Annotated in this window: 25 protein-coding genes and 1 pseudogene; 15 read left to right on the forward strand and 11 right to left on the reverse strand. The window is 71.1% G+C overall.

Annotated features, from left to right (window positions below):
• The first annotated feature begins 3 nt into the window (after window positions 1–3).
• Entirely contained in the window at window positions 4–2067 is a 2064-nt protein-coding gene (locus AB0H62_RS39820; RefSeq protein WP_360591818.1) for an ABC transporter ATP-binding protein, read from the forward strand.
• Entirely contained in the window at window positions 2064–3896 is a 1833-nt protein-coding gene (locus AB0H62_RS39825; RefSeq protein WP_220239065.1) for an ABC transporter substrate-binding protein, read from the forward strand. Before AB0H62_RS39820 ends, AB0H62_RS39825 begins: the two co-directional genes overlap by 4 nt.
• Before the next feature lie 79 nt (window positions 3897–3975).
• Here AB0H62_RS39825 and AB0H62_RS39830 read toward each other — a convergent pair whose 3' ends face one another.
• Window positions 3976–4176: a hypothetical protein gene (locus AB0H62_RS39830; protein WP_220239066.1), complete on the reverse strand. Its 201-nt coding sequence runs from the start codon at window positions 4174–4176 to the stop codon at window positions 3976–3978.
• Between the two features lie 467 nt (window positions 4177–4643).
• Here AB0H62_RS39830 and AB0H62_RS39835 point away from each other — a divergent pair, with 467 nt between their 5' ends.
• The 4 genes and pseudogenes from AB0H62_RS39835 to AB0H62_RS39850 all read left to right on the forward strand — a co-directional run bounded on the left by AB0H62_RS39835 (window position 4644) and on the right by AB0H62_RS39850 (window position 7254).
• On the forward strand, window positions 4644–5732 hold the full coding sequence (locus tag AB0H62_RS39835; RefSeq protein ID WP_360591819.1) for an MFS transporter: 1089 nt from the start codon (window positions 4644–4646) through the stop codon (window positions 5730–5732).
• Between the two features lie 68 nt (window positions 5733–5800).
• Window positions 5801–6157 (forward strand): YrdB family protein, encoded by a 357-nt coding sequence (locus tag AB0H62_RS39840; RefSeq protein ID WP_360591820.1) that lies wholly within the window; start codon window positions 5801–5803, stop codon window positions 6155–6157.
• A 149-nt stretch (window positions 6158–6306) separates the two neighbouring features.
• A pseudogene (locus AB0H62_RS39845) lies at window positions 6307–6504 on the forward strand (cold shock domain-containing protein); the annotation flags it as partial.
• Between the two features lie 30 nt (window positions 6505–6534).
• Window positions 6535–7254, forward strand: a complete 720-nt coding sequence (locus AB0H62_RS39850) for a cold shock domain-containing protein (protein WP_360591910.1) — start codon at window positions 6535–6537, stop codon at window positions 7252–7254.
• Between the two features lie 228 nt (window positions 7255–7482).
• On the opposite strand, the gene AB0H62_RS39855 is transcribed toward AB0H62_RS39850, so the two are convergent.
• The 6 genes from AB0H62_RS39855 to AB0H62_RS39880 form a co-directional block, all read right to left on the reverse strand.
• Window positions 7483–8324 (reverse strand): IS5 family transposase gene (locus AB0H62_RS39855; protein WP_360591821.1). Its coding sequence is split into 2 segments (ribosomal slippage): window positions 7483–7982 and window positions 7982–8324, totalling 843 coding nucleotides; the frame shifts between segments, so codons are not numbered across the junction.
• 70 nt (window positions 8325–8394) lie between these two features.
• Window positions 8395–8781 (reverse strand): Imm1 family immunity protein, encoded by a 387-nt coding sequence (locus AB0H62_RS39860; RefSeq protein WP_360591822.1) that lies wholly within the window; start codon window positions 8779–8781, stop codon window positions 8395–8397.
• A 97-nt stretch (window positions 8782–8878) separates the two neighbouring features.
• On the reverse strand, window positions 8879–10108 hold the full coding sequence (locus AB0H62_RS39865) for a DUF6596 domain-containing protein (RefSeq protein ID WP_360591823.1): 1230 nt from the start codon (window positions 10106–10108) through the stop codon (window positions 8879–8881).
• A complete protein-coding gene (locus tag AB0H62_RS39870; protein ID WP_220239073.1) occupies window positions 10108–10503 on the reverse strand; it encodes a YciI family protein in 396 nt (131 codons plus the stop codon). The genes AB0H62_RS39865 and AB0H62_RS39870 overlap by 1 nt, the downstream gene beginning before the upstream one ends.
• 86 nt (window positions 10504–10589) lie before the next feature.
• Window positions 10590–11063: a DUF664 domain-containing protein gene (locus tag AB0H62_RS39875; RefSeq protein ID WP_220239074.1), complete on the reverse strand. Its 474-nt coding sequence runs from the start codon at window positions 11061–11063 to the stop codon at window positions 10590–10592.
• Window positions 11064–11110: 47 nt separating this feature from the next.
• Window positions 11111–11977, reverse strand: a complete 867-nt coding sequence (locus AB0H62_RS39880; RefSeq protein WP_220239075.1) for an oxidoreductase — start codon at window positions 11975–11977, stop codon at window positions 11111–11113.
• Between the two features lie 166 nt (window positions 11978–12143).
• On the opposite strand from AB0H62_RS39880, the gene AB0H62_RS39885 reads away from it, so the two are divergent.
• From AB0H62_RS39885 to AB0H62_RS39900, 4 genes are all read left to right on the forward strand, one after another.
• Window positions 12144–12401: a hypothetical protein gene (locus AB0H62_RS39885; RefSeq protein WP_360591824.1), complete on the forward strand. Its 258-nt coding sequence runs from the start codon at window positions 12144–12146 to the stop codon at window positions 12399–12401.
• Window positions 12362–12940 carry a transcriptional regulator gene (locus AB0H62_RS39890; RefSeq protein ID WP_360591825.1) on the forward strand — a complete coding sequence of 193 codons (579 nt, stop codon included), beginning with the start codon at window positions 12362–12364 and terminating at the stop codon, window positions 12938–12940. The genes AB0H62_RS39885 and AB0H62_RS39890 overlap by 40 nt, the downstream gene beginning before the upstream one ends.
• A gap of 69 nt (window positions 12941–13009) precedes the next feature.
• Window positions 13010–13339 carry a hypothetical protein gene (locus AB0H62_RS39895; RefSeq protein ID WP_360591826.1) on the forward strand — a complete coding sequence of 110 codons (330 nt, stop codon included), beginning with the start codon at window positions 13010–13012 and terminating at the stop codon, window positions 13337–13339.
• Window positions 13340–13456: 117 nt separating this feature from the next.
• A complete protein-coding gene (locus AB0H62_RS39900; RefSeq protein ID WP_220239078.1) occupies window positions 13457–13900 on the forward strand; it encodes a nuclear transport factor 2 family protein in 444 nt (147 codons plus the stop codon).
• A gap of 2 nt (window positions 13901–13902) precedes the next feature.
• On the opposite strand, the gene AB0H62_RS39905 is transcribed toward AB0H62_RS39900, so the two are convergent.
• From AB0H62_RS39905 to AB0H62_RS39920, 4 genes are read right to left on the reverse strand one after another with little or no spacing between them, the layout of a single operon-like run.
• A complete protein-coding gene (locus AB0H62_RS39905) occupies window positions 13903–14895 on the reverse strand; it encodes an LLM class flavin-dependent oxidoreductase (protein ID WP_220239079.1) in 993 nt (330 codons plus the stop codon).
• Window positions 14896–14943: 48 nt separating this feature from the next.
• On the reverse strand, window positions 14944–16188 hold the full coding sequence (locus AB0H62_RS39910; RefSeq protein WP_220239080.1) for an MFS transporter: 1245 nt from the start codon (window positions 16186–16188) through the stop codon (window positions 14944–14946).
• A 3-nt stretch (window positions 16189–16191) separates the two neighbouring features.
• The gene (locus AB0H62_RS39915) at window positions 16192–16968 is read right to left on the reverse strand and encodes a GntR family transcriptional regulator (RefSeq protein ID WP_360591827.1); all 777 of its coding nucleotides are present in this window, start codon (window positions 16966–16968) and stop codon (window positions 16192–16194) included.
• Window positions 16969–16971: 3 nt separating this feature from the next.
• Window positions 16972–17793, reverse strand: coding sequence for a creatininase family protein (locus tag AB0H62_RS39920; protein ID WP_354875106.1), 822 nt, complete (start codon window positions 17791–17793; stop codon window positions 16972–16974).
• A 93-nt stretch (window positions 17794–17886) separates the two neighbouring features.
• On the opposite strand from AB0H62_RS39920, the gene AB0H62_RS39925 reads away from it, so the two are divergent.
• The 5 genes from AB0H62_RS39925 (at window position 17887) to AB0H62_RS39945 (ending at window position 24267) form a co-directional block, all read left to right on the forward strand.
• Window positions 17887–19119, forward strand: a complete 1233-nt coding sequence (locus AB0H62_RS39925) for an NRAMP family divalent metal transporter (protein WP_220239083.1) — start codon at window positions 17887–17889, stop codon at window positions 19117–19119.
• 28 nt (window positions 19120–19147) lie between these two features.
• A complete protein-coding gene (locus tag AB0H62_RS39930; RefSeq protein WP_220247576.1) occupies window positions 19148–19912 on the forward strand; it encodes a putative hydro-lyase in 765 nt (254 codons plus the stop codon).
• Between the two features lie 82 nt (window positions 19913–19994).
• Window positions 19995–21932 carry a prolyl oligopeptidase family serine peptidase gene (locus AB0H62_RS39935; protein WP_220239084.1) on the forward strand — a complete coding sequence of 646 codons (1938 nt, stop codon included), beginning with the start codon at window positions 19995–19997 and terminating at the stop codon, window positions 21930–21932.
• 221 nt (window positions 21933–22153) lie between these two features.
• Window positions 22154–23506, forward strand: coding sequence for an MFS transporter (locus tag AB0H62_RS39940; protein ID WP_360591828.1), 1353 nt, complete (start codon window positions 22154–22156; stop codon window positions 23504–23506).
• On the forward strand, window positions 23503–24267 hold the full coding sequence (locus AB0H62_RS39945; RefSeq protein WP_360591829.1) for an N-acyl homoserine lactonase family protein: 765 nt from the start codon (window positions 23503–23505) through the stop codon (window positions 24265–24267). The genes AB0H62_RS39940 and AB0H62_RS39945 overlap by 4 nt, the downstream gene beginning before the upstream one ends.
• The last annotated feature ends 5 nt before the right edge of the window (window positions 24268–24272 follow it).

Raw genomic sequence — 24272 nt, forward strand, 5'->3', positions numbered from 1 at the left:
CCCATGAACCCCGTGCTGCGCCTGGAAGACCTGCACACCACCATCGACGTCCGCGACGGCATGGTGCACCCCGTCGACGGCGTGACGCTCGAAGTCGGCCGCGGCGAGCTGCTCGGGCTCGTCGGCGAGTCCGGCTGCGGCAAGACGATGACGGCCCTGTCGATCCTGCGGCTGCTCCCGTCCGGCGGGCGCATCGCGTCGGGGCGGATCCTGCTCGGCGAAGACGACGTCGCGGCCATGACCCCCGCCGAGCTGCGGGAGGTCCGCGGCAAGCGCATCGGCACGGTGTTCCAGGATCCGATGACCTCGCTCAACCCGTCGCTGCCCATCGGGCGCCAGGTGAGCGAACCGCTGGAGCTGCACTCGACGCTCTCTCGACGGGAGCTGCACGAGCGCGCCGTCGCGATGCTGGAGCTGGTGGGGCTGCCGGACGCGCGCAAGCGGTCCGAGGACTACCCGCACCAGCTCTCCGGCGGCATGCGCCAGCGCGTGATGATCGCCCGCGCGCTGGTGTGCGAGCCGGAGCTGCTCATCGCCGACGAGCCGACCACCGCGCTCGACGTGACCGTGCAGCACCAGATCCTGGAGCTGATCGACGACCTGCGCCGGCGCCTCGGCATGGCCGTGATCCTCGTGACGCACGACCTCGGCGTGGTCGCGGGCCGCGCCGACCGCGTCGCCGTGATGTACGCGGGGAAGATCGCCGAGCTCACGGACGCGCGCCGGCTGTTCGGCAACCCGCGCCACCCATACACCGAGGCGTTGTTCGAGGCGCTGCCGGAGAACTCGGCGGAGTCGGGGGAGAAGCTCTACAGCATCCCCGGCCTGCCGCCGGATCTGCGTGAGCCGCCGGCCGGGTGCCGCTTCGCGCCGCGCTGCCGCTACGCGACCGACGAGTGCGTCGAGAAGGAGCCGGAGCTGCGCGCCGACGTGGCCGGGCACGAGTACGCGTGTTTCCACCCGGTCGGTTCGGCCGGCGTCGAGGAGCCGTCGGCCGTCGTCCGCGTGCACGAACGGGCGGGCGCGCCGGCCTCGGAGCCGACGGCGGGCGCGCCGCTCCTGGAAGTCGAGAACCTGGTGAAGGACTTCCCCGTCACCAAGGGCGCGGTGCTGCGGCGGCGCACTGGCACGGTGTCTGCGGTGGCCGGCGTGAGCTTCTCCGTGGCGGCGGGGGAGACCTTCGGCCTGGTCGGGGAATCGGGCTGCGGCAAGACGACCGTGGGCCGGGCCGTCGTCGGCCTTGATGAGCCGACGTCGGGCCACATCCGGATCGGCGGCACGGAGCTGACTTCCTTGCGCGGGGCCGAATTGCGGCAGCGCCACCGCGACACGCACCTGGTGTTCCAGGACCCGTACGCCTCACTCGACCCGCGCATGCGCGTCGGCGCGATCCTGGCCGAACCGCTGGAGATCCACGGCGCCGGCACACGGGCGCAGCGCAGCCGGCGGGTCCGTGAGCTGCTGGGCGAGGTGGGCCTGCCCGCCGACGCCGCGCAGCGGTACCCGCACGAGTTCTCCGGCGGGCAGCGCCAGCGCGTCGGGCTTGCGCGGGCGCTGGCGCTGGAGCCGAAGCTGATCGTGGCCGACGAGCCGGTGTCGGCGCTGGACGTGTCCGTGCAGGCGCAGATCCTGAACCTGATGAACGACCTGCGCGAGCGCCACGGGCTCACGTACGTGTTCATCTCCCACGACCTGTCCGTGGTGCGGTACCTGGCGCAGCGCATCGGCGTGATGTACCTCGGCAAGCTCGTGGAGACCGGTCCGGCCGCCGAGGTGCACGGTCACCCGCGGCACCCGTACACGCGCGGGCTGATCGACACCGTGCCGGTGGCGGACCCGTGGGCGGCCCGGCAGAGCGGCGGCGTCTCGGGCGAGCTGCCGTCGGCGATCTCGCCACCGTCCGGCTGCCGGTTCCGCACGCGGTGCCCGTTCGCGCAGGAGATCTGCGCTGCCGAGGAGCCCGTGCTGCGGCCCTTCGGCGCCGGGCACGAGGCGGCCTGCCACTTCCCGCTCGACGCCGCTCGTGAGCACGACGCGACGAAGGTCTACCAAGGAGAGAACGGATGAGACTGCGCAAGGCACTCGTGGCGCCGGTGGTGGTGCTGGCCGCGGCCGCGCTCGCCACCGCGTGCAGCGGCGGGAGCTCGTCTTCCGGCGGCGGCACCCCGACCGAAGGCGGCACGGCCGTGTTCGCCGAATCGCCGGGCGCCCAGCCGAACTGGATCTTCCCGTTCGTGGACTCGGCGCACAACAGCGGTTACGCCACGGGCGACCTGCAGCAGCTGATGTACCGCGAGCTGTACTGGTTCGGCGACGCCGATGGCAGCACCGGGGTCAACACGCGCAAGAGCCTCGCCGACCCGCCCGTGTTCAGCGACAACAACACGAAGGTGGTGATCAACGTCAAGCCGTACAAGTGGTCCAACGGCGAGACGGTGAACGCCAAGGACGTGGTGTTCTGGATGAACATGATGTTCGCGGAGAAGGCCAACTGGTACGGCTACGTACCCGGCCAGTTCCCGGACAACGTGAAGTCCGCGACCGCGACCGGGCCGCAGCAGGTGACGCTGCAGCTCACCGACTCGTACTCGCCGACGTGGTTCACCGGCCAGGAGCTCGCGCAGATCGCGCCGCTGCCGATGGCGTGGGACAAGACCTCCGACTCCGCGGCGGCGGGCAGCGGCGGCTGCGCGGACGACCGCGCGAAGTGCGACGCGGTGTACAAGTACCTGTTCACCAAGAGCAAGGACCTCTCGACCTACGCGACGGATCCGTTGTGGCAGGTCGTGGACGGGCCGTGGCACCTCACGTCGTTCGACGCCGAGGGGAACATCAGCTACGACCCGAACCCCTCCTACAGCGGGCCGGACAAGCCGCACCTCGCGCACTACAAGATGCAGCCGTTCACGAGCACCAGCGCGGAGTTCAACACGATGCGCAGCGGCCGGACCATCTCGGTCGGTGGCGTGCAGGGCGCGGATCTGCCGCAGAAGAAGGCGAACGAGAAGCTGCCGGCGACTAACCCGTTGCAGGCCAACTACAACCTCGTGCCCGCCGCGGCGTGGGGCTGGAGCTCGACGATCCTGAACATGGACAACCCGAAGTTCGGGGCCGTGTTCAAGCAGCTCTACGTCCGGCAGGCGTTCCAGCAGACCCTGGACCAGGTGACGGACGTGAACGTCGCCTACCGCGGCTACGCCACCGTGACCACCGGCCCGGTGCCGATCAACCCGGACAATTCCTACGTGACCGACGCCGAACGCGGCGCGGGCCCGTACCCGTTCGACAAGGCGAAGGCGAAGGCCCTGCTGACGTCGCACGGCTGGACCCTGCAGAACGGCGCCATGACGTGCACGGCGCCAGGCAGCGCCCCGAACCAGTGCGGCGCCGGCGTGGCGGCGGGCACCCGGCTGGAGCTGACTTTGCAGTACTCCACCGGCAATCCCGCGTACGGGCGGATCATGCAGCAGTGGAAGTCGGACGCCGCCGAGGCGGGCATCGTGTTCGACCTGAAGGGCCAGGAGTTCAACGCGGTGCTGAGCGACGTCAGCGACTGCCACGGCTCCGGCCCCGCGTGCGACTGGCAGATGGGCTACTTCGGGTACCAGCAATACAACGCCGTGCCCACCGGTGACCAGCTGCTGCTCCCCGGCTCCACCGGCAACATCGGCAACTACGACGACCCGCAGCTGGACAAGCTCATCGAGGCCACGCTGCACAGCGACGACAAGAACGCCTTCGCCGCCTACGAGGACTACGCGACGAAGACCCTGCCGGGCCAGATCAACATGCCCCTGCGCGGCGCGACGGAGGTCGTCGCGAAGGACCTCGGCGGCGTCTCGTTCCCGGCCGTGCAGACGGCGCGCAGCCCTGAGGAGTGGTACTTCACCAAGTAGGTTTTCTTTTCAGGGGCCGCCCTTTTCTCTGGGGCGGCCCCTTTTTCGTGCCGTTGTGCCTTTGGTTTCCTCGCATGGTTCAGTCGTCGTCTCTTCGCCCCAGCCTCAGCAGCTCGAACACGAAGATCCACGTCAGCATCCCCACCAGCAGGCTCCCGCCCAGCCAGCTCCACCACGTGGCCGCCGACCACCACAGGCTCGCCACCAGGAACCCCAGCCCGGCGACGATGCCCAGGCCCGCCATCTGGACCGTGCGAATCCCGGTCCTTCGGTCGTTCATGGCGGAGAAGATTACTGAGACCCACGGTAGAGCGACGCCGCCGAACGAAGGACACGATCTCGGCTCGCTGCTCCGTTCGAGCGCTACCCATCGTGACCACTGCCCGGAACTACCACCGAGGGTGGCCCTTGGCCTCTTGGCAGGTGATTTTTCCGGCCCACGGCCGTTTCGGGACCGCGAATCCCGGCACAGGCCTGCGCGGTCGCGCAGCCCCGGTGGAAAACCGTTCGGCACCACCACGCGGCGCTGCTACCGTGCGCGCCGTGGGGAGTCCTGAGGCCAACAGAGTGGCGCCACCGGTCGAGCGGTGGCGTTGCGGGGTCTGTGTTCCTTGGCCGCAGTGTTCCCTAGTGGCTGTGTTGCCTGGGGGCTGTGTTCCCTAGTGGCTCAGGCCAGGCGCTCCGATCGACCGTGCCTTCTTTCACCGTCCGAACAGGACGGTCACGTCGATCTCGGGAGTGTCTGTCTTGCGTGTTTTGCCGTATCTGCTCGCCCTGGCCGTGTTCGCCCAGGGAACGTCGGAGTTCATGGTGTCGGGCCTGGTGCCCGAGGTCGCGCGGGACCTGGGGGTTTCCGTGGCCGCGGCGGGGTCGCTGACAGCGGTGTTCGCCGTGGGGATGGTGCTCGGGGCACCGGTGCTGGCGGTCGCGGGGCGGGGATGGCCGCGGCGGGGCGCGTTGCTGGGGTATCTCGGGGTGTTCGTCGCGGTGCACGTGGCGGGGGCGCTGGCGCCCGGGTTCGGGATCCTGCTCGTCACGCGGCTGGTGGCCGCGCTGGCGACGGCCGGGTTTCTCGCCGTCGCGCTGACGGTGGCGGCCGATGCCGCGCCCGGGGCCGAGGGGAGGGCGACCGCCGTGGTGCTGACCGGGACCACGCTGGCGTGCATCGCCGGGGTGCCGGCGGGCGCCGTGCTCGGGCAGGTGTGGGGGTGGCGCTCGGCGTTCTGGGCGGTCGCGCTGGTGTCCGTGCCCGCGTTCGCCGCCATCGCGCGGTGGGCGCCTGCGACGGAGACCGCGAGCGTGCCCGTCAAAGCCGAGTTCGCGGTGGTGAAGCGGCCGCGGGTGCTGGCGGCGCTCGGCAGGGGCGCGCTCGTGAACGGCGCCACCTTCGCCGTCTTCACCTACCTCGCCCCGCTTGCGACCTCGCAAGCCGAAGGCGGGCTCCCCGTCCTCCTCGCATTGTTCGGCATCGGCGCCGCCGCCGGGGTCGCGCTCGCCGGTCGGCGTCCCGCTACGCGAAAGACGCAGGTGGCGCTCGCCGTCGGCTGGCTCGCCCTCGCGCTCGGCGCGGGGAACGCGACAGTGCTGTTCGTCCTCGTTCCGCTGCAAGCGCTGCTGTCGTTCGCCGTCGGGTCCACCGCCGTCGCGCAGGTGCTCCGCGCCGCCGCGGACGCACCGGCGCTCAGGGGCGCGTTCGCCACCGCCGCGCTCAACGTCGGCGCTGCCGCCGGGCCGTGGCTCGCCGCCGCCCTCATCGGCGCCGGTTACCGCGCGCCGGTGTGGCTCGCCGCCGTCCTCGCGACCGCCGCCCTGGCAATCCGAGAGCAGTGCTCTTGACAACGCGAACCCGGCGGGTGAACACTGCTCCCAACAGAGAGCACTGCTCTCAAGTCAAGGAGGCGACCGTGATCGAGTCCGTGTGGCGCTGGGGAAACCTGGGCCTGGCTTTCCTGTTGGAGCTGGCCGCGATCGTCGCGCTGGGGTACTGGGGGTTCCATGCGGGGGAGTCCACCGCGGGCAAGCTGCTGCTCGGCCTGGGCGCGCCCGCGGTGGGCATCGGCCTGTGGGCCCTGTTCGCCGCGCCGACCGCGAAACTGCACACGCCGCTGCTCTACGCGCTCACCGTCGTCGTGGTGATCGGTGGCGCCGGCGTGGGTCTGTGGTTCTCGGGATTGCAGACGCTCGGGCTCCTGCTGCCCGCCCTGTTCGTCGCGAACCTCGCCGTGGTGAAGCTGATGCACCTCGACGCGGCGACGGCCTAAGACCTGGTCTCAAAACTCGGCGTGTCGCTAGGTGAACCAACGGCCGGCCCCTGGCTCCGCACCGCCCGCCTGTGGGCCCGGCCCGACGGACCGGAGGTCTGTCAGAGAGACTGGGGGCCAGTGCCCGCCCTCTCGACCTGGAGCCTTTGATGCCGCAAGGGACCGTCCGTTGGTTCGACGCCGAACGGGGTTTCGGCTTCCTCGCGCCCGAGGACGGCTCGCCGGACGTGTTCGTGCACGCCTCCGAGATCGTCGGGGACGGCGGCGCGAAAGTGCTCCGCGAGGGTCAGGCCGTCGTGTTCGAGGTCGGCGAGAACGACCGCGGGCCCCAGGCGCTGCGCGTTCGCGTCACCGCCGATGCGGCCACCGGCAGCGCCGTGGGCCTGCTCGGCACCGTCAACTGGTACGAGCCGGGCAAGGGGTACGGCTTCGCGTCGCCGGACGGCGGCGGCGCCGACATCTTCGTGCACAGCTCCGCCATCGTGACCGGCGGCGTGGTCACCGAGGGGCAGCGGGTGGCCTTCCTGATCGTCGAAGGCGAGCGCGGCCCGCAGGCCGGGCACGTGATCCCGCTGGGAGCAGGGGCCGGCTCACCCGCTGCGGCTGGTATCGCGGACGGTGCCGACGGCACGGTGGCCTGGTACGACGAGGACAAGGGCTTCGGCTTCATCAACCCCGACTCCGGCGCCGGGGACGTCTTCGTTCACGCCCGGGCCCTGGCCGAGGGGCTGACGTGGCTCGCGGAGGGCGATCGCGTCGCCTACGAGGTGGCTAGTGGAGACAAGGGCCCGCAGGCCCGCGACGTGCACCTGGTCCGGGGCACCGAGCCCCAGACGGCGCCGCAGCGGTCGGCACCTGCCGCGGCCGCAGGGCCGGCGGCGCGGGACGTGCCCGTACGAGGCGGCGAGGGCGTCGTCGCGCGCTACGACGGCGACCGCGGCTTCGGCTTCATCACCCCGGACGCAGGCGGCGACGATCTCTTCGCCCACGTGTCCGTGATCATGGGGTCGGAGCCGCTGCGGAAGGGTGACCGGGTCCGGTACGCGGTGCGTCAGAGCGACCGGGGCCCGCAGGCCGACCGCATCGAACGCCTCTGAAGAGGCGGCCCCACCGATGGCTGATCACTTCCCGACGAGAGCGCTCGTTCATCCCCGTCGATGGTGCCGTCAGCAACGCGGCTGCAGCCTCCTCCAGGAGATCGATCTCCCTCGTGGTGACGGGGCCCCGTGCCGACCCGAGGACCTGCTCCGCGCTCAGAAGCTCGCCAGTCACCCCCACCCAACGACACAGAGCTACCGATGTATCCCAACGAGTGAATGGATGCGTTAGACCTGGTCGCAGAGCTCGATCTTTATGAGCCGGCGGACGTTGATCACGGTGCAGGCCAGCGTGAGTAGCGCCAGCGTGGTGCGTTCGGTCCGGTCGTAGCGCAGCCCGAGGCGTTTGAACCGCAGCAGCCAGGAGATGGTGCGTTCGACGACCCAGCGGACCCGGCCGAGGCGGGACTTGTCCTCAATCCCGCGCCGGGCGATACGGACCTTGATACCGCGGCGGGTCAGGTAGCGGCGGCAGCGGCGGTAGTCGTAGCCCTTGTCGGCGTGCAGCTTGTCCGGTCGGCATCGTGGCCGGCCCGCCCGGCCGTGGTGGCCGCGCACGGTCGGGTTCGTGTCCAGCAGCCGCTCGAACAGCATGCTGTCGTGGGTGTTTGCCGCCGACAACATGATGTGCAGCGGTAGCCCGTTCGCGTCGCACAGAACGTGGTACTTGGAGCCGGCTTTACCCCGGTCAGTGGGGCTGCGGCCGGTCAGCTCGCCCCCCTTTTCGACCGCACCGACACCGCGTCGATGCAGCCTCTGGTCCAGTCGAGCTCGTCGATGTTGGACAGCTCGTCGAGCACGAGCTGGTGCAGCCGGTCCCACACGCCGGCGTCCTGCCACTCACGTAACCGCCGCCACGCGGTGTGCCCGGAACCGCATCCGAGCTGCTCGGGTAGGTCTCGCCAGCGGCAGCCGGTGTCGAGCACGAACAAGATCCCCTCTAGCGCGGCACGGTCATCGATCCGGGGCCGCCCACCCGGACCGCGCGGCGCTGGTCGGGACGGGATCAGGGGTTCGATCAGGTCCCAGAGCCGGTCTTCGACCCGCCGCTGCTGCGTCGTCTTCGCCACGACCGCCCACGATCGACGACCAGGACCGGCAGGTTACGCAGTGACACACCCTTAAGTTTTGAGACCAGGTCTAAGGCAGCTTCCAGGCGACGCACTCCGGCCGGACCCGGGTCTGGGCGAACTCCCGCACTGCGCGGAGCACGAGCTCGGCCGGCACCTCGCTGCCCTCGGGCTGCGGGAAGTGGCCGCCCTGCAGGCTGAAGTAGTCGGCGGACGCGGCGCCGTCGCCGTCGGCGGGCAGGTGCGCGGCGCCGTGTTCCTGCCACACCAGGGCGCCGCGCTCACCGCGCAGGCCGACGACGAGGTGGGGTGTCCCAGGGCCCTGACCGGCGTAGATCCACCAGACGACCCCCGCGTTGGCCGACGGCGGCACAGCTGCCTGCAGCGCGGCGAGCACCGTCTCGGCGGGCACGCTCGTGATGTCGTACCCCGTCCGCCGATCACCCGTGGTGGCCATGGTCCGCTCCGCTTCCAGTGAGGATCGGTGCTGATCCTACTGGGCCACGGTGTGAGAACGAAGTGTGGAACATCAACTCACTGTCCGAAGAGGACAGTCAGGGGTGGTCCGCCCGCAGCCGCGCGGCGCGAACCGTGAGGTAGCGGCGTTCCGGGGCGTTCGTGGTGCGCGCCGCGGCGGCCTCGTAGCAGCCGATCGCGGCCGCGGTTTCGCCCGCGCGTTCCAGCAGGTGAGCGCGCACGGCGTCGAGACGATAGTGGCCGGCGAGCCGCTCGTCGAGCGTCGCGAGCAGGTCCAGACCGGTGGTGGGCCCGTGGACCATCGCGGTCGCGATCGCGCGGTTCAGCGTGACCATCGGGTTGTCCGCCAGTGTTTCAAGCCGCTGGTAGAGCGCCAGGATGCGCGGCCAGTCCGTGTCCTGCGCGCGCAACGCGATGTCGTGGCTCGCCGCGATCGCCGCCTGCAGCCCGTATTCACCGGCGGGCCCGTCGGAAAGCGCCGCGGTGGCGAGCGAGACGCCTTCCCTGATCGACGACCGGTCCCACAACGCACGGTCCTGGTCCTCCAGCGGCACCAGGTCACCGTCGGGCCCGGTCCGCGCGGGACGCCGCGCGTCGGTGAGCAGCATGAGGGCCAGCAGGCCCGTGACCTCGCCGCTGCTTTGAGGCAACACCGTGGGCAGCACCCGCTGCACCAGGCGCGCGAGCCGGATCGCCTCGCCCGAGAGCTCCGTGCGGTGCAGGCTGGCTCCGGCGCTGCTGGTGTAGCCCTCGTTGAACACCAGGTAGAGCACGTGCAGCACCGATTTCAGCCGCGCCGCGCGTTCGTCGCCGGCCGGCAGCCGGAACGGCACACCCGACGCCTTGATCTTCCCCTTCGCCCGGCTGATCCGCTGCGCCATCGTCGCCTCGGGCACGAGGAACGCGCCCGCGATCTCCGCCGTCGTCAGGCCGCCGACGGCCCGGAGCGTGAGCGCGATGGCCGAAGCCGACGTCAAGGCGGGGTGACAGCACAGGAACAGCAGGGTGAGCGTGTCGTCCTCGTCCGGGACCTCGGCGCCGCCCGGCTCGGCGGACACCGCCAGCTCACGCCGCGCGCGGGCTTCGTCGCTGCGGTACGCGTCGGTCAGCCGCCGCGCCGCCGCCTGGATCAGCCAGCCGCGCGGGTTGTCCGGCACGCCGTCGCCGGGCCAGTGCAGCGCCGCGGCGAGCAGCGCCTCCTGCACGGCGTCCTCGGCGGCGTCGAAGTCGCCGAACCGCCGGGCCAGCACGCCGAGGACCTGCGGCGCGAGCGTGCGCAGCAGGTCCTCGACGCGGTCGGCCGTCATCAGGCCGGCGCGCTCATCACTTGGCGGACCTCGATCGGCTGGCGGATCGGCGTGCCCCCGAGCCCGGGCGCCGCCGAGAGCCGCGCCGCGATCTCGAGCGCCCGCTCCTCCGAGTCGACGTCGATGATCCGGTACCCCGCGAGCAGCTCCTTGCTCTCGGTGAACGGCCCGTCGGTCACCACGGTCCCACCGGCACCGCCGGACACGACCTTCTTCGCCGCCTCCGGCCCGGCCAGCCCCTGCGCGTCCACCAGCTCGCCCTTGTCGGCGAGCTCCTCGTTGAGCGCCCGCTGGAACGCGATGTGCGCGCGGATGTCGTCGGGGGACCACTCGGTCATCGGCACGTCGCAGGCCTCGCCGCCCGAGTACGTCTGCATCACCATGTACTTCGTCATCGTCGCTCCTCCGCCCTTCCGGCGTGCCGCGCGTCGGCACGCTCACTGTAAGGACGGAGCCGCTCCCGTGTCCTCTACACAGCGCTCTACCCGGTTTTCTCCACGCGCCCGAGCAGCACGTCGCGGGTGAGGTCGAGGTGGCCGCGGTGCTGGGCCAGCTCCTCGTACACGTGCAGCAGCGCCACGCCCTGAGTCGCACCGATCGGGGTGTCGCGGTACTTCGGCGGGACCTCGCCCTTCGGCGGCGCCTCCGGGGCGCACCCGGCGACATCGGCGCCGAACCGCTCCCGGAGGGCCCGCATCCGCTCCACCAGCGGCGCGACGGGTCCCGCCGCCTCGAACTCCGCCGCCCGGTCGCGCGCCACGTCGCGGCCGGCCACGACCTGGCCGCCCCAGAACGCCATCACCCCGAGGCAGTGCGTGACGATCGCGTACGGCGAGTTCGTCCCGGCCGCCTCGGGGCGCGCGTTCACGAGCTCGTCGCCGAGCTCGGTGAGTGTGGCCGCCATCCCGTCGAGTGCGCGGTCGACGAGGTACAGGTATCCGTCCGTGGTGATCACGCCGGTGAGCGTAGCCCCGCGATCGCATCTGGATCCACTGTGGACTTTCAGGCGCCGATGGCGTCCAGCTCCGCCACCGCTTCGGCCGGCAGCACGAGGTCGGCCGCCGCGATGTTCTCGCGCAGGTGCCCGCGCGACGACGTGCCGGGGATCAGCACGGTCGTGGCGGAGCGCTGCAGCAGCCACGCGAGCGCGACCTGCTGCGGCGACGCGTCGAGGTTCGCGGCGACCTTGGCCAGCGTCTCCGACTGCAGCGGGCTGAAACCGCCGAGCGGGAAGAACGACGCGAACGCGATGTTCTCCGCGGCGCAGCGCGCCACCAGGGCGTCGTCGTCGCGGGTGACCAGGTTGTACAGGTTCTGCACGGTGACCACGGGCGCGATGGCCTGCGCCTCGGTGAGCTGCGCGCTGGAGACGCCGCTGAGCCCGAGGTGGCGGATCAGGCCCTGCTCGCGCAGCTCGGCCAGCGCGCCGAACTCGTCGCTGAGCGGGGTGTCGTCCGTGCCCTCGTGGGCGCCGACGCGCAGGTTCACCACGTCGAGCCCGTCGAGGCCGAGGTGCTGCAGGTTCTCGCGTACCTGCGCCTTGAGGTCTTCCGGCTCCAGCGACGGGATCCAGGCGCCGTCGGGGCCGCGGCGCGCGCCGACCTTCGTGACGATGTGCACGTCGGCGGGATAGGGGTGCAGCGCTTCCTTGATGAGCTCGTTGGTCACGGCCGGGCCGTAGAAGTCGCTGGTGTCGATGTGGGTGATGCCGCGCTCGACCGCTTCGCGCAGCACGGCGATCGCCTCGTCGTGGTCCTTGGGGGAACCGAAGACGCCGGGGCCGGCCAGCTGCATGGCGCCGTAGCCCATGCGGCTGAGGGTGAGGTCGTCGGCGAGGGTGAGGGTGCCGCCGGGAACGCTGTCGGCCATGGTCGGATGCCTTTCCTGCTGGGTTTTCCGGACGGTTGTCCCGCCCGTGTTCCACGATGCGCCCGCGGGCCGGGGGATGGGACGGCCCCTGCGTTCCTGGGAGTGGCGGAGCCTGGGAGTGGCAGGGCCAGGTTTTCCGGCGCCGGCCGCGGTTACCGTCGCCGGTGTGGACACGACGAACGCGCTGGGCGAATTCCTCCGCGCCCGGCGCGACCTGGTGCGCCCGGAGGTCGCGGGGCTGCCCGGCGGGACCGGTCGCCGCGTCGCCGGGCTGCGCCGCGAGGAGGTGGCGATCCTCGCCGGCATCAGCTCCGACTACTACCTGCGGCTCGAACAGGCCGTGACCGCAACCCGTCGGAACAGGTGCTGCGCGCGCTCGCCGGTGTGCTCCAGCTGGATGGCGACGCGATCGCGCACCTGCTGAGCCTGAGCCGCCCGACGCGCCGGAAGAGCCCGCCCCGGCGCCTGCCGCCCGGCGTCGACCGGTTGGTGGACTGCGTGACCGACACGCCCGCGTATGTCCAGGACAAGCTCACGAACGTGCTCGCCGCCAACCCGCCGGCCACCGCGTTGTCCCCGAACTACCGGCCGGGCGTGAACCTGCTGCGCGCGGTCTTCCTCGACCCCGCGGAACGCGCGCTGCGCCGCGACTGGACGGAGGCGACGGCCGCGGGCGTGGCGACGCTGCGCGCCCGCGTCGGCCCGGACGTCGACGACCCGCGGCTGCGGGAACTCGTCGGCGAGCTTTCCGTGCGCAGCGCGAGGTTCCGTCAGCTGTGGGGCCGCCACGACGTGCGCCCGAGAGTCGGCCGCGTGCACCGCTTGACGCACCCTTCGATCGGTGACTTCGAGCTGCGGTCGACGAAGCTCACCGTCGACGGTACGGACGCCGTGACGCTCGTCGTGTTCCAGGCCGACCCGGGCAGCCGCAGCGCCGAGCTGCTCGGCAGTCTCGCCGCCTGATTGGCCCTGTCGCTCCCAGGAAAACGACGGCCTACCCGGGTGGCCCGTGCACTTGCCGAAACTGGAGGCATGACTCTTTCGATCGGATTCATCGGTCTTGGCGACCAAGGCGCCCCGCTGGCCACGGCCATCGCCGAAGCGGGTTTCCCGCTCGACGTGGACCTCCCGTCGCTCGTCGCCGTCCTGAAGAACGGCAGCGTGGGCAGCTTCACCCTCTCCGCCCTCGGCGAGGCCATCACCGCGGAGAAAGTGGAGCACCTCAGCAAGGTCGAACTCCTGGACATGGACCTCTTCGCCGCGGCCATGGCGGAACGCAACGCCCCGGCCGACGCGGTGACAGCCCGGGCCGTCGCCGGGGCTTCCGGCCTGGTGGAGCTGATGCGGACGCTGACGAAGTAGCGTCGGGGGGCGGCCGGTTCACCGGATCGAGGGAAGCCGCGGCGGCCGAAACTGTCGGTGCCGGGTCCTACCGTTCTCGGCTACGGGACCCACCCGGATCGAGAACAGGACAGCCCCATGACCGTGGAACACCTCGAAGACTTCGCCGCTCTCGACCCGTTTTTCGGTGTCGTCCAGCAAGGCCTCGCCGGCCTCGCCGAGGGCGAGCACTTCTTCGACCTGCTCGCCGAAGATCTCGTCACCGAGTTCGTCGTCACCGTCCCCGGCTACCCGAAAAGGGTCGAAGGCCGCGCGGCGCTGGCCGAGCTCTACCGTGGCTACGGCGACGCCATCGTGCTCGACGGAGCCGGCGACCTGGCCGTGCACCACGACCGCGAGAAGTCCGTGGTCACCCTCGAGTACTCGGTGCGCGGCCGGATCGTCGAAACCGGCCGGCCGTACGAGAACCGCTTCGTCTCCATCGTCACCGTCGCGGACGGCAAGGTCGTGCACTGGCGCGACTACCTCGACTCGCTGGCCGTGGTGCAGGCGTTGGGCGAAGCGGTTCCCGTGCGGGACTGAAACTAGCCGGCGGCCAGGCGGGGACCGATCACGTCGGCGAACGCGGCGACGTCGGCCTCCGGCAGGTCGTAGCCGCTTTCGGCCGTGTGCGACGGGAAGAAGAACACGTGCTCCACGCCGGATTCCTCGCGCGCCTGCAGGAGCCGCTCCGCGCAGTACTCGGCGGGCCCGAAGAGCCCGAACGCGTCGCTGATCTCCTTGGCCTGCGCGGAGGTGAACGCGGTGGGGTCGTGGTCCTCGGGGATGTCGAGACCGGCCGCGCGCAGCCACCGCAGGTTGGCCGTGCTCGGGTAGTTGAGGAACGGCTTGTCGGGCCGGAAGTAGCGCCGCACCCACTCGCGCGCGGTGTCGAACGGCTCGATCGCCGTGGGCACGATGAGGATCTCCTGCACCGACTCCGGCGCCCGGCCAGCCCGCAGGGCACCCGCGCGCACGTGCGAGCGCGCCGCCTCGATGCTGTCCGGGTGCAGGCCCGCGAGCATCACCACGCCGTCGGCGACCTCGCCGGCCAGCTCCAGCATCTTCGGCCCGGCGGCGAGCACGAAGATCCCGGGCGCGGGCTTGGCGACGTTGTTCATCTTGATCTCGTGACCGTCCACAGTGGCCGTTTCACCGGCCACGAGCTTGCGGATGGCCGTGACCGCCTCGCCGAGCTGCTCACGCCGCCCCTGCGGGCGGCCCGCCTTCTCGACGGAGAGGAACCCCGGCGCGAGCGTGAGCAGCACGCGGCCCGGGCCGATCTCGGCGAGCGAGTTCGCGATCGCCGCGAGCACGAGCGGGTGGCGCGTCACCGTGTTGGTGGTGGCCGGGTACAGCTGCAGCTTCGACGTCGCCGCCGCGGCCAGCGTCAGGGCGGAGTAGACGTCGCGGCCCGAGTGGTGGTGGTCGTGCACGCCGACGCCGTTGAACCCGGCCTCTTCACACGACACGATGAACTTCGTCAGCTCGGGCAGCGGGCGGCCGACGGGAACCCGGATGTCGACCTTCACGGTCATGGGTGGTCCTTTCTTCCAGCGAGAAGCACTCAGTCCGGCGAGAAGCACTCAGTCCGGCAGGGGTTTGCCCTTGGTCTCGGGCAGGAACTGCACGGCGAGAATGCCGAGCAGGTAGATCGGGGCGAAGATCGCGGCGGCGTGGCCGAATCCGCCCACGGCCGAGGCCAGCGGGCCGATCAGCACGGCGCCGGCCATGGCCAGGTACCGCGAACCGCTGAACACCACGCTGATCGCCGTCGCGCGGATCGACGTGGAGAACAGCTCCGGCGTGTGCACGGTGTACCAGCTGTACACGCCGCCGGTGAGGAACCCGGCGATGAGCTGGAGCCACGTGGCGGTCGCCGCGTCGTGCACCAGCAGGAACACGATGGGCACGATCGCCACGCACCCGGCGAAGTACACCTGGACCGAGAGCTTGCGGCCCCAGCTCTCGGCCAGGAACCCGAGCAGGACGCAGCCCACGATCTCGCCGAGGTTGTACAGCGCCCCGGCCCAGCCCGTGTAGAACGCGACGCGCTTCGGATCGTCGACGAGTCCGCCGACGAAGCTGGGCAGGAACGAGCTCACCGCCCACCAGCCGCCGGTGATCGCGATCGAAACCGCCAGCGCGCCCAGGAAATTGCGCCGCACGCCGGGCGCCAGCAGCTCACCCAGCCCGACTTTTCGCTTGCGTTGCGCCGCCCATCGCGGGGATTCGGGGATGCTGCGGCGCACCAGCAGCACCACCACGAGCGGAATCACCCCGAACAGGTACATCCAGCGCCACGACAGCCCGAGCGTCGAGCCGAGCAGCACCCACAGGCCCGACACGAGCACGCCGCCGACGGAGAACCCCGCCTGCAGCAAGCCGGCGCCCCGGGCGCGCCACCGCTCCGGCCACACCTCCTGCAGCAGCGAAGTGCCCACACCCCACTCGGCGCCGATCCCGAGCCCGGTGAGGAACCGCGTGAGCCCGAAGATCCACCAGTTCCCGGACAACGCCGAGCACGCCGTGAAGACGCTGTACACGGCGACGGCCACGATCATGGTCCGCCGCCGGCCCAGCCGGTCGCCGAGCACGCCGCCGACGATCCCGCCCGTGGCCCAGCCCGCGAGCGTGATGGCGACCAGGTAACCCTGGTACGTCGTGAGGTGCGGCAGCTGGTCGTGCGGCAGCAGCTCGGTGAGCGTCGGCCGCGCGGTGATCAGCAGCACGAACGTGTCGTAGCCGTCGGCGACCCAGAACACCAGGGTCAGCGCCAGCACGCCCCACGCCTTGCGGTCGAGCCGCGGTGGGTTGGCCAGTGTGGTCATCTCTCACTCATCGAGGTAGGTCCGGATCACGGAGAAACGCAGGTATTCGTCGTTGACGTGCGCGACCGTGACGGCCACGGGCTGCTCGTCGGCCCGGATGTGGGTGTGGCGCAACCGAAGCAACGGCTGCGTCGCCGGGATCTTCAGCGCCGCGGCCACGTCCGGCGGTGGCAGCACCGGCCGGACCTCGGCCACGGAGTAGCACACCGGCGGGCCGAGGTGGCGCTCCACGAACTCGAACGTCGACTGCGCGGGCTCCAGCGCCCGCGCGTCCTCGCCGAGCAGCCGCACCGGGAAGTGGTCGACGCTGTGCACCGCGGGCTCACCCGCGGCGGCGAAGACGCGCTCGATCCGCAGCGCCTGCTCGCCGGCCGGGATCTCCAGCGACGCGGCCATGTCCGCCTCGAGCGCCGCCACCCGCTGGTCGGCCGTGCTCACCGACGCCTCGTGACCGGCTTTCGCGAGCAGGTCCATGAACGCGCCCGCCTCGGCGAGGTTGGCGCCGAGGCCCAGCGCGTGGCGGTTGATGAACGTGCCGTGGCCGTGCAGCCGGCGGATCCGCCCCTCCTTCTGCAGCGACTGCAGCGCCGAACGCAGCGTCGCCCGGCTCACGCCGAGCGCGGACGAGAGCTCCGCCTCCGACGGCAGCCGCAGCCGGCCCGCCTCGCCGAGGCGGGTGATCACCTCGCGCAGCCGGTCCTTGACCTGCCGGTACGCGTCGGACGTGATCGCCGTGAGGTCGGCCGGCAGAGCGGGTTCGGGGTGGATCCGCGTGACCACGGGTCAGTCCTCGCGGTGGCCGATGGGACCGTTGTACGTGCGCAGCCAGTCGACCAGCTCGCCCAGGCGCCCGACGATGTGGTCGTGGTAGCGCTTGCCCTTGTCCTCCGAGAGGCCCTTCGACGAGCTGAACGAGCCGGTCGGGGTGAACGCGCGCTGCTCGTCGCCGGACCAGATGATTTCGACGCCGTCGGGCGCCGGGCCGAACAGGTCGTTGCCGACGAAGCCGCCGAAGACCGCGTCGAAGTCGACGGAGGCGTCGGTGAGCCGGTCGGTGCGGATCTTGCCCGGGTAGCGGTAGTGCACGTGGGAGAGCTCGAGCTCACCGGCGTGGTGCTCGTTGGTCTCCTTGATCGTCGGCGAGGCCGACCGCGCGAGGTGCAGCGGGTCCGCGACGGCGAAGAGCACCTCGGGCAGCTCCTCGTCGTGCAGCACGCGCACGGCGCTGTTGAGCGCGGGCAGGTTCGAGCCCTTGTGCCCGTTGAGCAGGATGATGCGCGTGAAGCCGTGGCGCGCGAGGCTGCGGGCGACGTCGCGGATCAGCAGCATCAGCGTGTCCGGGCGCACCGTGATGGTGCCGGGGAACGCGCCGTGGTGCGACGAGTCGCCGTACCAGATGGGGGGCGCGACCAGCACGCCCTTGCGCTCGGCCACGTCCTCGGCCAACGTGATGGCCACGTACGAGTCGACTCCCAGCACACCGGCCGGGCCGTGCTGCTCGGTGCTGCCGATCGGCACGATCACGATCCGCTCGTGCTCCAGGTACGAGCTCACTTCTTCCCAGGTCAGGTCCTGGATCCAAACCGAAGGCAGGGTGTCCGCCACGGGTACCTCCCAGATGGTGAAACAGGTCGTAAGACGTCAGACGTCTAACTTAAGCTGCGTGGCAACCCCCGCCAATCGGGACCAAGGAGTGGGATGGACAGCGTGACCAGTACCGACGACCGGCAGGCCCGGCCGGGCAGGCTGCGCGTGCCGCCGCTGTTCGGCGCGGCACTGCTGATGGCCATGAGCGCGGCGGGACCGGGGTTCATCACCCAGACCGCCTCGTTCACCGTGCTCTACGGGGCCTCGTTCGCGTTCGCGGTGGTGGTCTCGATGATCATCGACGTCGCCGTGCAGCTCAACGTATGGCGCATCCTCGGCATCTCGGGGCAGCGCGCGCAGGACATCGCGAGCAAGGTGTTCCCGGGCGCCGGCCAGGTGCTCACGGTGTTCGTGGTGCTGGGCGCGGTCGTGTTCAACATCGGAAACATCGCCGGCACCGGCCTCGGCCTGCACAACCTGCTGGGCATCGACCCGCGGATCGGCGCGGCCATCAGCGGCATCCTCACCATCGCGATCTTCCTGGTCCGCTCGGTGCTCACGGCAGTGGACCGCGTGATGGTGGTGCTCGGGCTCGTGAAGATCGCGCTGATCATCGCGCTGGTCGTGGCCACGGCGCCGCCGGTGGGCCAGGCCGCCGTGGGCACCGTCGACCCGAAGGGCCTGCCGTTCCTGCCCATCCTCACGCTGATCGGCGGCACCGTCGGCGGGTTCATCACCTACTCCGGCGCGCACCGGCTGATCGACGCCGGCATCACCGGTGTGGCGAACCTCAAGCGCATCAACCGCGGCGCGTGGACCGGCATCCTCGTGGCCTGCGTGCTGCGGATCGTGCTGTTCCTCGGCTTCTTCGGCGTGGTCGCGACCGGCGCGACGCTGGCGAACAAGAACGACGCCGCGGGCTCGGCGTTCCTCTCCGCGTTCGGCACGGTGGGGCTGCACCTGTTCGGCCTGGTGTTCTGGGCCGCCGGGATGACGAGCGTGATCGGCAACTCCTACACCACCGCCACGTTCCTGCAGTCCTACGTCAAGCCCGTGCGCACGCACTTCAACCGCGCCGTGATCGTGCTGATCGGCCTCGCGACGATCATCTTCATCGCCGCGGGTCAGACGCCGCAGTCGATGCTGGTGTTCGCGGGCGCGATCAACGGGCTCGTGCTGCCCATCGGCCTGGCCATCATCCTGTGGGTGGCGCTGCGCCGCCGCGACCTGATCGCGGGCTACCGCTACCCGAAGGTGCTGCTCGGCGTCGGCATCGCCGCCTGGCTGTTCACCGCGTACGCCGCCGTGGAATCCCTGACCTCACTCGGTTCGATCTTCTCCTGAGGAGTTGCTGATGACTGTCACCCCCGCTCTGAGCCCGGCCGAATCCCGCGAAGCCTTCCGCGGCGGCCTGCGCGTGCCGACCGCAGGCTGGGCGCCGGGCTACGCCCAGGCCAACATGATCATCGTGCCGCGCGAGTACGCCTACGACGCGCTCCTGTTCGGCCAGCGCAACCCCAAGCCGTGCCCGATCATCGGCGTCACCGACACCGGCAGCCCCCACACCGACCTCGCGCCGGGTGCCGACCTGCGCACCGACGTCGGCGCCTACCGCGTCTGGCGCGACGGCGAGCTGGTCGACGAGCCGGACGACGTGCTGGAGTACTGGAACGACGACCTCGTCACGTTCCTCATCGGCTGCAGCTACACGTTCGAGACGCCCATGGTCGCCGCGGGCATCGAGGTTCGCCACATCAGCAAGGGCCAGAACGTCTCGATGTACAAGACTTCCCGCGAGTGCGCCCCCGCGGGCCGCCTGAGCGGTCCCATGGTCGTCTCGATGCGCCCGATCGCCGCCGACCGCGTCGCCGACGCCGTGCGCATCTCCGGCCAGTTCCCGTCCGTGCACGGCGCGCCGGTCCACATCGGAGCGCCCGAAGCCCTCGGTATCGAGGACCTGTCGAAGCCGGACTTCGGTGACCCGGTGGAGATCCGCGAGGGCGAGGTGCCGGTGTTCTGGGCGTGCGGCGTGACCCCGCAGGCCGCGATCATGCGGTCGAAGCCGCCGTTCGCGATCACGCACGCGCCGGGGTACATGTTCGTCACGGACGTGCCGGACTACACGTACGCCGTGTGAGCCGGGGGCCGATCCGGCACTGCCGCGGGGCAACGGGTGCAACGCGGCCCCCGGCGTGCGGGAGATCGGCTAGCGTGGCGCCGTGCAGATCTCCGAGTTCGGTTCCTGGGCCACGCCGTTCACCGCCGACCTGATCACGCAGAGCGCCGTGCGCGTCACGGATGTGCGCGCCGACGGGCGGGCCGTGGTGTGGTCGGAGGCGAGGCCTGCGGAGGGTGGGCGGGTGCAGCTCGTGCGGCGGGAAGCCGACGGGAGCACCGCCGACCTGCTGCCGGACGGGTTCGGGGCGCGGACGTCGGTACACGAGTACGGCGGGGCCGACTGGTGGGTGCGCGACGGCGTGGTGTGGTTCGCCAACTGGGCCGATCAGCGGCTGTACCGCCTCGACCGCGACGGCGAGCCGGAAGCCGTCACCCCCGAGCCCGAGGTCCCGCGCGGCGATCGGTACGCCGACGGCGACCTGACCGCCGACGGGACGCGCCTGGCCGTGGTGCGGGAGCACCACCCGAAAACGAGCCGGGGCGCGGCCGACGTGCGCAACGAGATCGTGCTGCTCACCGAAGGAGCCGAGCCCGAGGTGCTCGTGTCCGGCCCGGACTTCGTCGCGAGCCCGCGCTTCTCGCCCGACGCGGGGAAGCTCGCGTGGGTCGCGTGGGACCACCCGAACATGCCGTGGGACTCGACCGAGCTGCGCGTGCGCGACCTGGCCACCGGCGAGGAGACCGTGGTCGCGGGCGGGCCGGGGGAGTCGGTGTCCGAGCCGCGGTGGCACGCCGATGGCACGCTGTACTTCCTGTCCGACCGCACCGGCTGGTGGAACCTCTACCGGCTCGGCGAGAGCGGCACCGTCGAGCCGGTGGTCGTGCTCGACGCCGAGATCGGCGTGCCGGCCTGGGGCCTGGGCACGGGCCGGTACGTGGTGCTGGCCGACCACCGCGTGGTGTTCGCCCGCTGGTCCGGCGGCATCGACGGGCTCGCCCTCGCGAGCCCGGACGGCACCGTGACCGACCTCGACACCCCGTTCACCGCGATCAGCGTGCTGCGCCCGTCCGGCGGCGACGAGCTGCTCCTCATCGCCGGCTCGCCCACCGCCGAGCCGAGCGTGTACACGCTGACCGCCGAGGGCAAGGTCGCCACCGTGCGAGAACCCCGCGACACCGGGATCGGCGCCGAGTACGTGTCCGCGCCCGAGGCGATCGACTTCCCGTCGGGCGAGCGCGTGTCCCACGCGTTGTTCTACCCGCCCGCGAACCCGGACTTCGAGGGTCCCGCGGGGTCGAAGCCGCCGGTCGTCGTGGTCGTCCACGGTGGACCGACGTCGCACGCGGTTCCCGTGCTGTCGCCGGCGATCCAGTACTGGACCAGCCGCGGGTTCGGTGTCGTGGACGTGAACTACGCCGGCTCCACCGGCTTCGGCCGCGCCTACCGTGAGGAACTCCACGGCACGTGGGGAATCCTCGACGTCGCCGACTGCATCGCGGCCGTACGCTGGCTCGCCGCCGAAGGCCGCGTCGACGGTGACAAGCTCCTCATCCGGGGCGGCTCGGCCGGCGGATACACCGTGCTGGCCGCCCTTTCGCGTGCGGACACGCCCTTCGCCGCCGGCACCGATCTCTTCGGCGTCGCCGACCTCCAGGCATTGGCGGCCGACACGCACAAGTTCGAGAGCCGCTACCTCGACCGCCTGATCGGCCCGTATCCCGAGCTGCGCGACGTGTACCTCGACCGCTCGCCGATCCAGCACGTCGACGCCTTCACCCAGCCTCTGCTCGTGCTGCAGGGCGCCGACGACCCCGTCGTGCCGCCCAACCAGTCGGAGCTCATCGTCGACGCCCTGCGCTCGCGCAAGGTGCCCGTCGCCTACCTCCTCTTCGAAGGCGAGCAGCACGGCTTCCGCCGCGCGGAGAACATCCGCCGGGCCCTCGACGCGGAGCTGAGCTTCTACAGCCAGATCCTCGGCTTCGACCTCCCCGAGGGCGAGGCCATCGAGCCGGTCGAGGTGGAGAACCTCCGGCCGTAGCACACCCGACCGGCCGGAAACCCCTGACCACCATGGGTTTCCGGTGCGTTTCGCGCACTCTCCACACAGGATCGCTCCGCGGTCCGTCGCGCCCGGACGGAGTCGATCTTGTGTCGAAACTCGTCCTTGACAACCTCGGGTGCGCCCTTCACTCTCTCTAATTAACCGCACGGTACATTAGCCGTCGGGCGAGGCAACGGTGCACCGCAGAGGAGACAAAAGTGAACGGTCGAGGAGATCGAGCGGCGCCCGCCGCGGGCCGGCCCGCGAAAGCGGCGCTCGCCGCCTGGATCGGCAGCGCGCTCGAGTACTACGACTTCTTCATCTACGGCACCGCGGCCGCGCTGGTCTTCGGCAAGATCTTCTTCCCGGCGTCCTCACCGGCCGCGGGCACGCTGCTGGCCTTGTCGACGTTCGGCGTCGGCTACGTCACGCGTCCCCTCGGCGCGCTGCTGCTCGGCCACCTGGGCGACCGGTTCGGCCGCAAACGCGTGCTCATCGCGACGCTGCTGCTCATGGGTCTGTCCACAGTGCTCGTCGGCTGCCTGCCCAGCTACGAAGCGCTCGGCGTCGCGTCGCCGGTGCTGCTCGTCGTTTTGCGGCTGCTGCAAGGGCTTTCCGCCGGCGGCGAGCAGGCCAGCGCCAACTCGATGAGCCTGGAGCACGCGCCGGAACACCGCCGCGCGTACTACACGAGCTTCACCCTCAGTGGCACACAGGCCGGCCAGATCGTGGCCACGGCGGTGTTCCTGCCCGTCGCCGCGCTGCCGCAGGACGCGCTGCTGTCGTGGGGCTGGCGCGTGCCGTTCTGGCTCAGCGCCGTGATGGTCGCGGTCGGGTACTTCATCCGCCGCTCGGTGGAGGAGACGCCGGTGTTCCGCGAGGAGGTCGCCGCCGGCGAGGTCGTCCGGCTGCCGCTCGCCGTGCTGCTGCGCGACCACTGGGCCGACGTCCTGCGCGTGATCGTCGCCGCGCTCATCGCCTCCGTCAGCACGATCTTCACCGTCTACGCGTTGAGCTACGCCGTGAACACGGTGGGGCTGAGCAAAACGCCGATGCTGTGGGTCGGCGTGCTCGCCAACGTCGCGGCCGTGATCTCGATCCCGCTGTGGGCCAAGCTGTCCGACCGCAAGGGCCGCAAGAAGATCTTCATCGCGGGCTCGCTGGGCTGCGCGGTGCTCATCTTCGGCTACCTCGGCGCGATCGCCGCCGGCAGCTACGTGTGGATCTTCGTGCTCGGCATCGGCATGTTCGGCATCGTCTACACCGCGACGAGCGCCATCTGGCCCTCGTTCTACGGCGAGATGTTCCCGGCCCGCGTGCGCCTGTCGGGCACCGCGATCGGCACGCAGATCGGCTTCGCCATCAGCGGTTTCCTGCCGAGCGTGGCAGCGGCCGTCGCCGGTGACGGGCGGGGCGCGTGGCTCGGCGTCGCGATCTTCACCGCGGGTCTGTGCGTGGTCAACGCGATCGCCGTGGCCACCGGCCGCGAGACCTACCGCGTCCCGACCGCGTTGCTCGGCCTGAAGAACGCGCCGGCGCGGCAGGCGAGTGAGGTCGGCGTCCAGCAGTGAGCACGTTCGAGGTCCACGCCCTCTGCTACGCCCGGCGCGACGGCGTCCGCGGAGACCACTTCCTCGGCCACCGCACGGATTCCACCGAGCCGCACCCGACGGCGTACTACGTGTGGCTCGCCGTCTCACCGGAGCACACGGTGCTCGTCGACGCCGGGATGCGCCCGCGGCGCGCGGCGCAAGTGCCCGGGCTGGAGTACACCGACCCGCTGGAGTTGCTCGCGGAGTTCGGCGTCGAGCCCGCAGGCGTGGACCACGTGGTGCTCACCCACCTGCACTACGACCACGCCGGCCGGGCGAGCGCCTTCCCGGACGCGACCTGCGTCGTGCAGCAGTCCGAAATGGACTACTGGACCGGGCCGTGGGCCACGCGCATCACGCGCGAACACTGGCTGCTGGACGAGGTCGAGCTGCACCGGCTCCGGGCCCACGACCGCCTGCGGCTCGTCGACGGTGACGCCGACGTCGTTCCCGGTCTCAGCGTCCACCTCGTCGGCGGGCACACCGCCGGCACGCAGGTGGTGCGGATCGCCACCGCGGCCGGCCCGGTCGTGGTCGCCTCCGACGCCAGCCACTTCTACGAGAACCTCGAGGCCGACCTCCCCGCGCCGTTGCTGCACTCGACCACCGGGGTGTACGGCGGGTTCGACCGCATCCGGGAGCTGGCCGGGGCGTCGGGGATCTTCCTGCCGGGCCACGATCCGCGCGTGCTCGACCGCTACCCGACCCACCCGTCCGGCCGGATCGCGAGGATCGCGTGAGGGCC

This window comes from Amycolatopsis sp. NPDC050768, assembly GCF_040654155.1.
GTDB lineage: Bacteria > Actinomycetota > Actinomycetes > Mycobacteriales > Pseudonocardiaceae > Amycolatopsis.

Bases quoted from the DNA above. Each gene is read 5' to 3' on its own strand.
- AB0H62_RS39820 (WP_360591818.1), top strand. From the start codon at position 4: ATGAACCCCGTGCTGCGCCTGGAAGACCTGCACACCACCATCGACGTC.
- AB0H62_RS39825 (WP_220239065.1), top strand. From the start codon at position 2,064: ATGAGACTGCGCAAGGCACTCGTGGCGCCGGTGGTGGTGCTGGCCGCG.
- AB0H62_RS39830 (WP_220239066.1), bottom strand. From the start codon at position 4,176: ATGAACGACCGAAGGACCGGGATTCGCACGGTCCAGATGGCGGGCCTG.
- AB0H62_RS39860 (WP_360591822.1), bottom strand. From the start codon at position 8,781: ATGGCCACCACGGGTGATCGGCGGACGGGGTACGACATCACGAGCGTG.
- AB0H62_RS39865 (WP_360591823.1), bottom strand. From the start codon at position 10,108: ATGACGGCCGACCGCGTCGAGGACCTGCTGCGCACGCTCGCGCCGCAG.
- AB0H62_RS39870 (WP_220239073.1), bottom strand. From the start codon at position 10,503: ATGACGAAGTACATGGTGATGCAGACGTACTCGGGCGGCGAGGCCTGC.
- AB0H62_RS39880 (WP_220239075.1), bottom strand. From the start codon at position 11,977: ATGGCCGACAGCGTTCCCGGCGGCACCCTCACCCTCGCCGACGACCTC.
- AB0H62_RS39895 (WP_360591826.1), top strand. From the start codon at position 13,010: ATGACTCTTTCGATCGGATTCATCGGTCTTGGCGACCAAGGCGCCCCG.
- AB0H62_RS39900 (WP_220239078.1), top strand. From the start codon at position 13,457: ATGACCGTGGAACACCTCGAAGACTTCGCCGCTCTCGACCCGTTTTTC.
- AB0H62_RS39905 (WP_220239079.1), bottom strand. From the start codon at position 14,895: ATGACCGTGAAGGTCGACATCCGGGTTCCCGTCGGCCGCCCGCTGCCC.
- AB0H62_RS39910 (WP_220239080.1), bottom strand. From the start codon at position 16,188: ATGACCACACTGGCCAACCCACCGCGGCTCGACCGCAAGGCGTGGGGC.
- AB0H62_RS39925 (WP_220239083.1), top strand. From the start codon at position 17,887: ATGGACAGCGTGACCAGTACCGACGACCGGCAGGCCCGGCCGGGCAGG.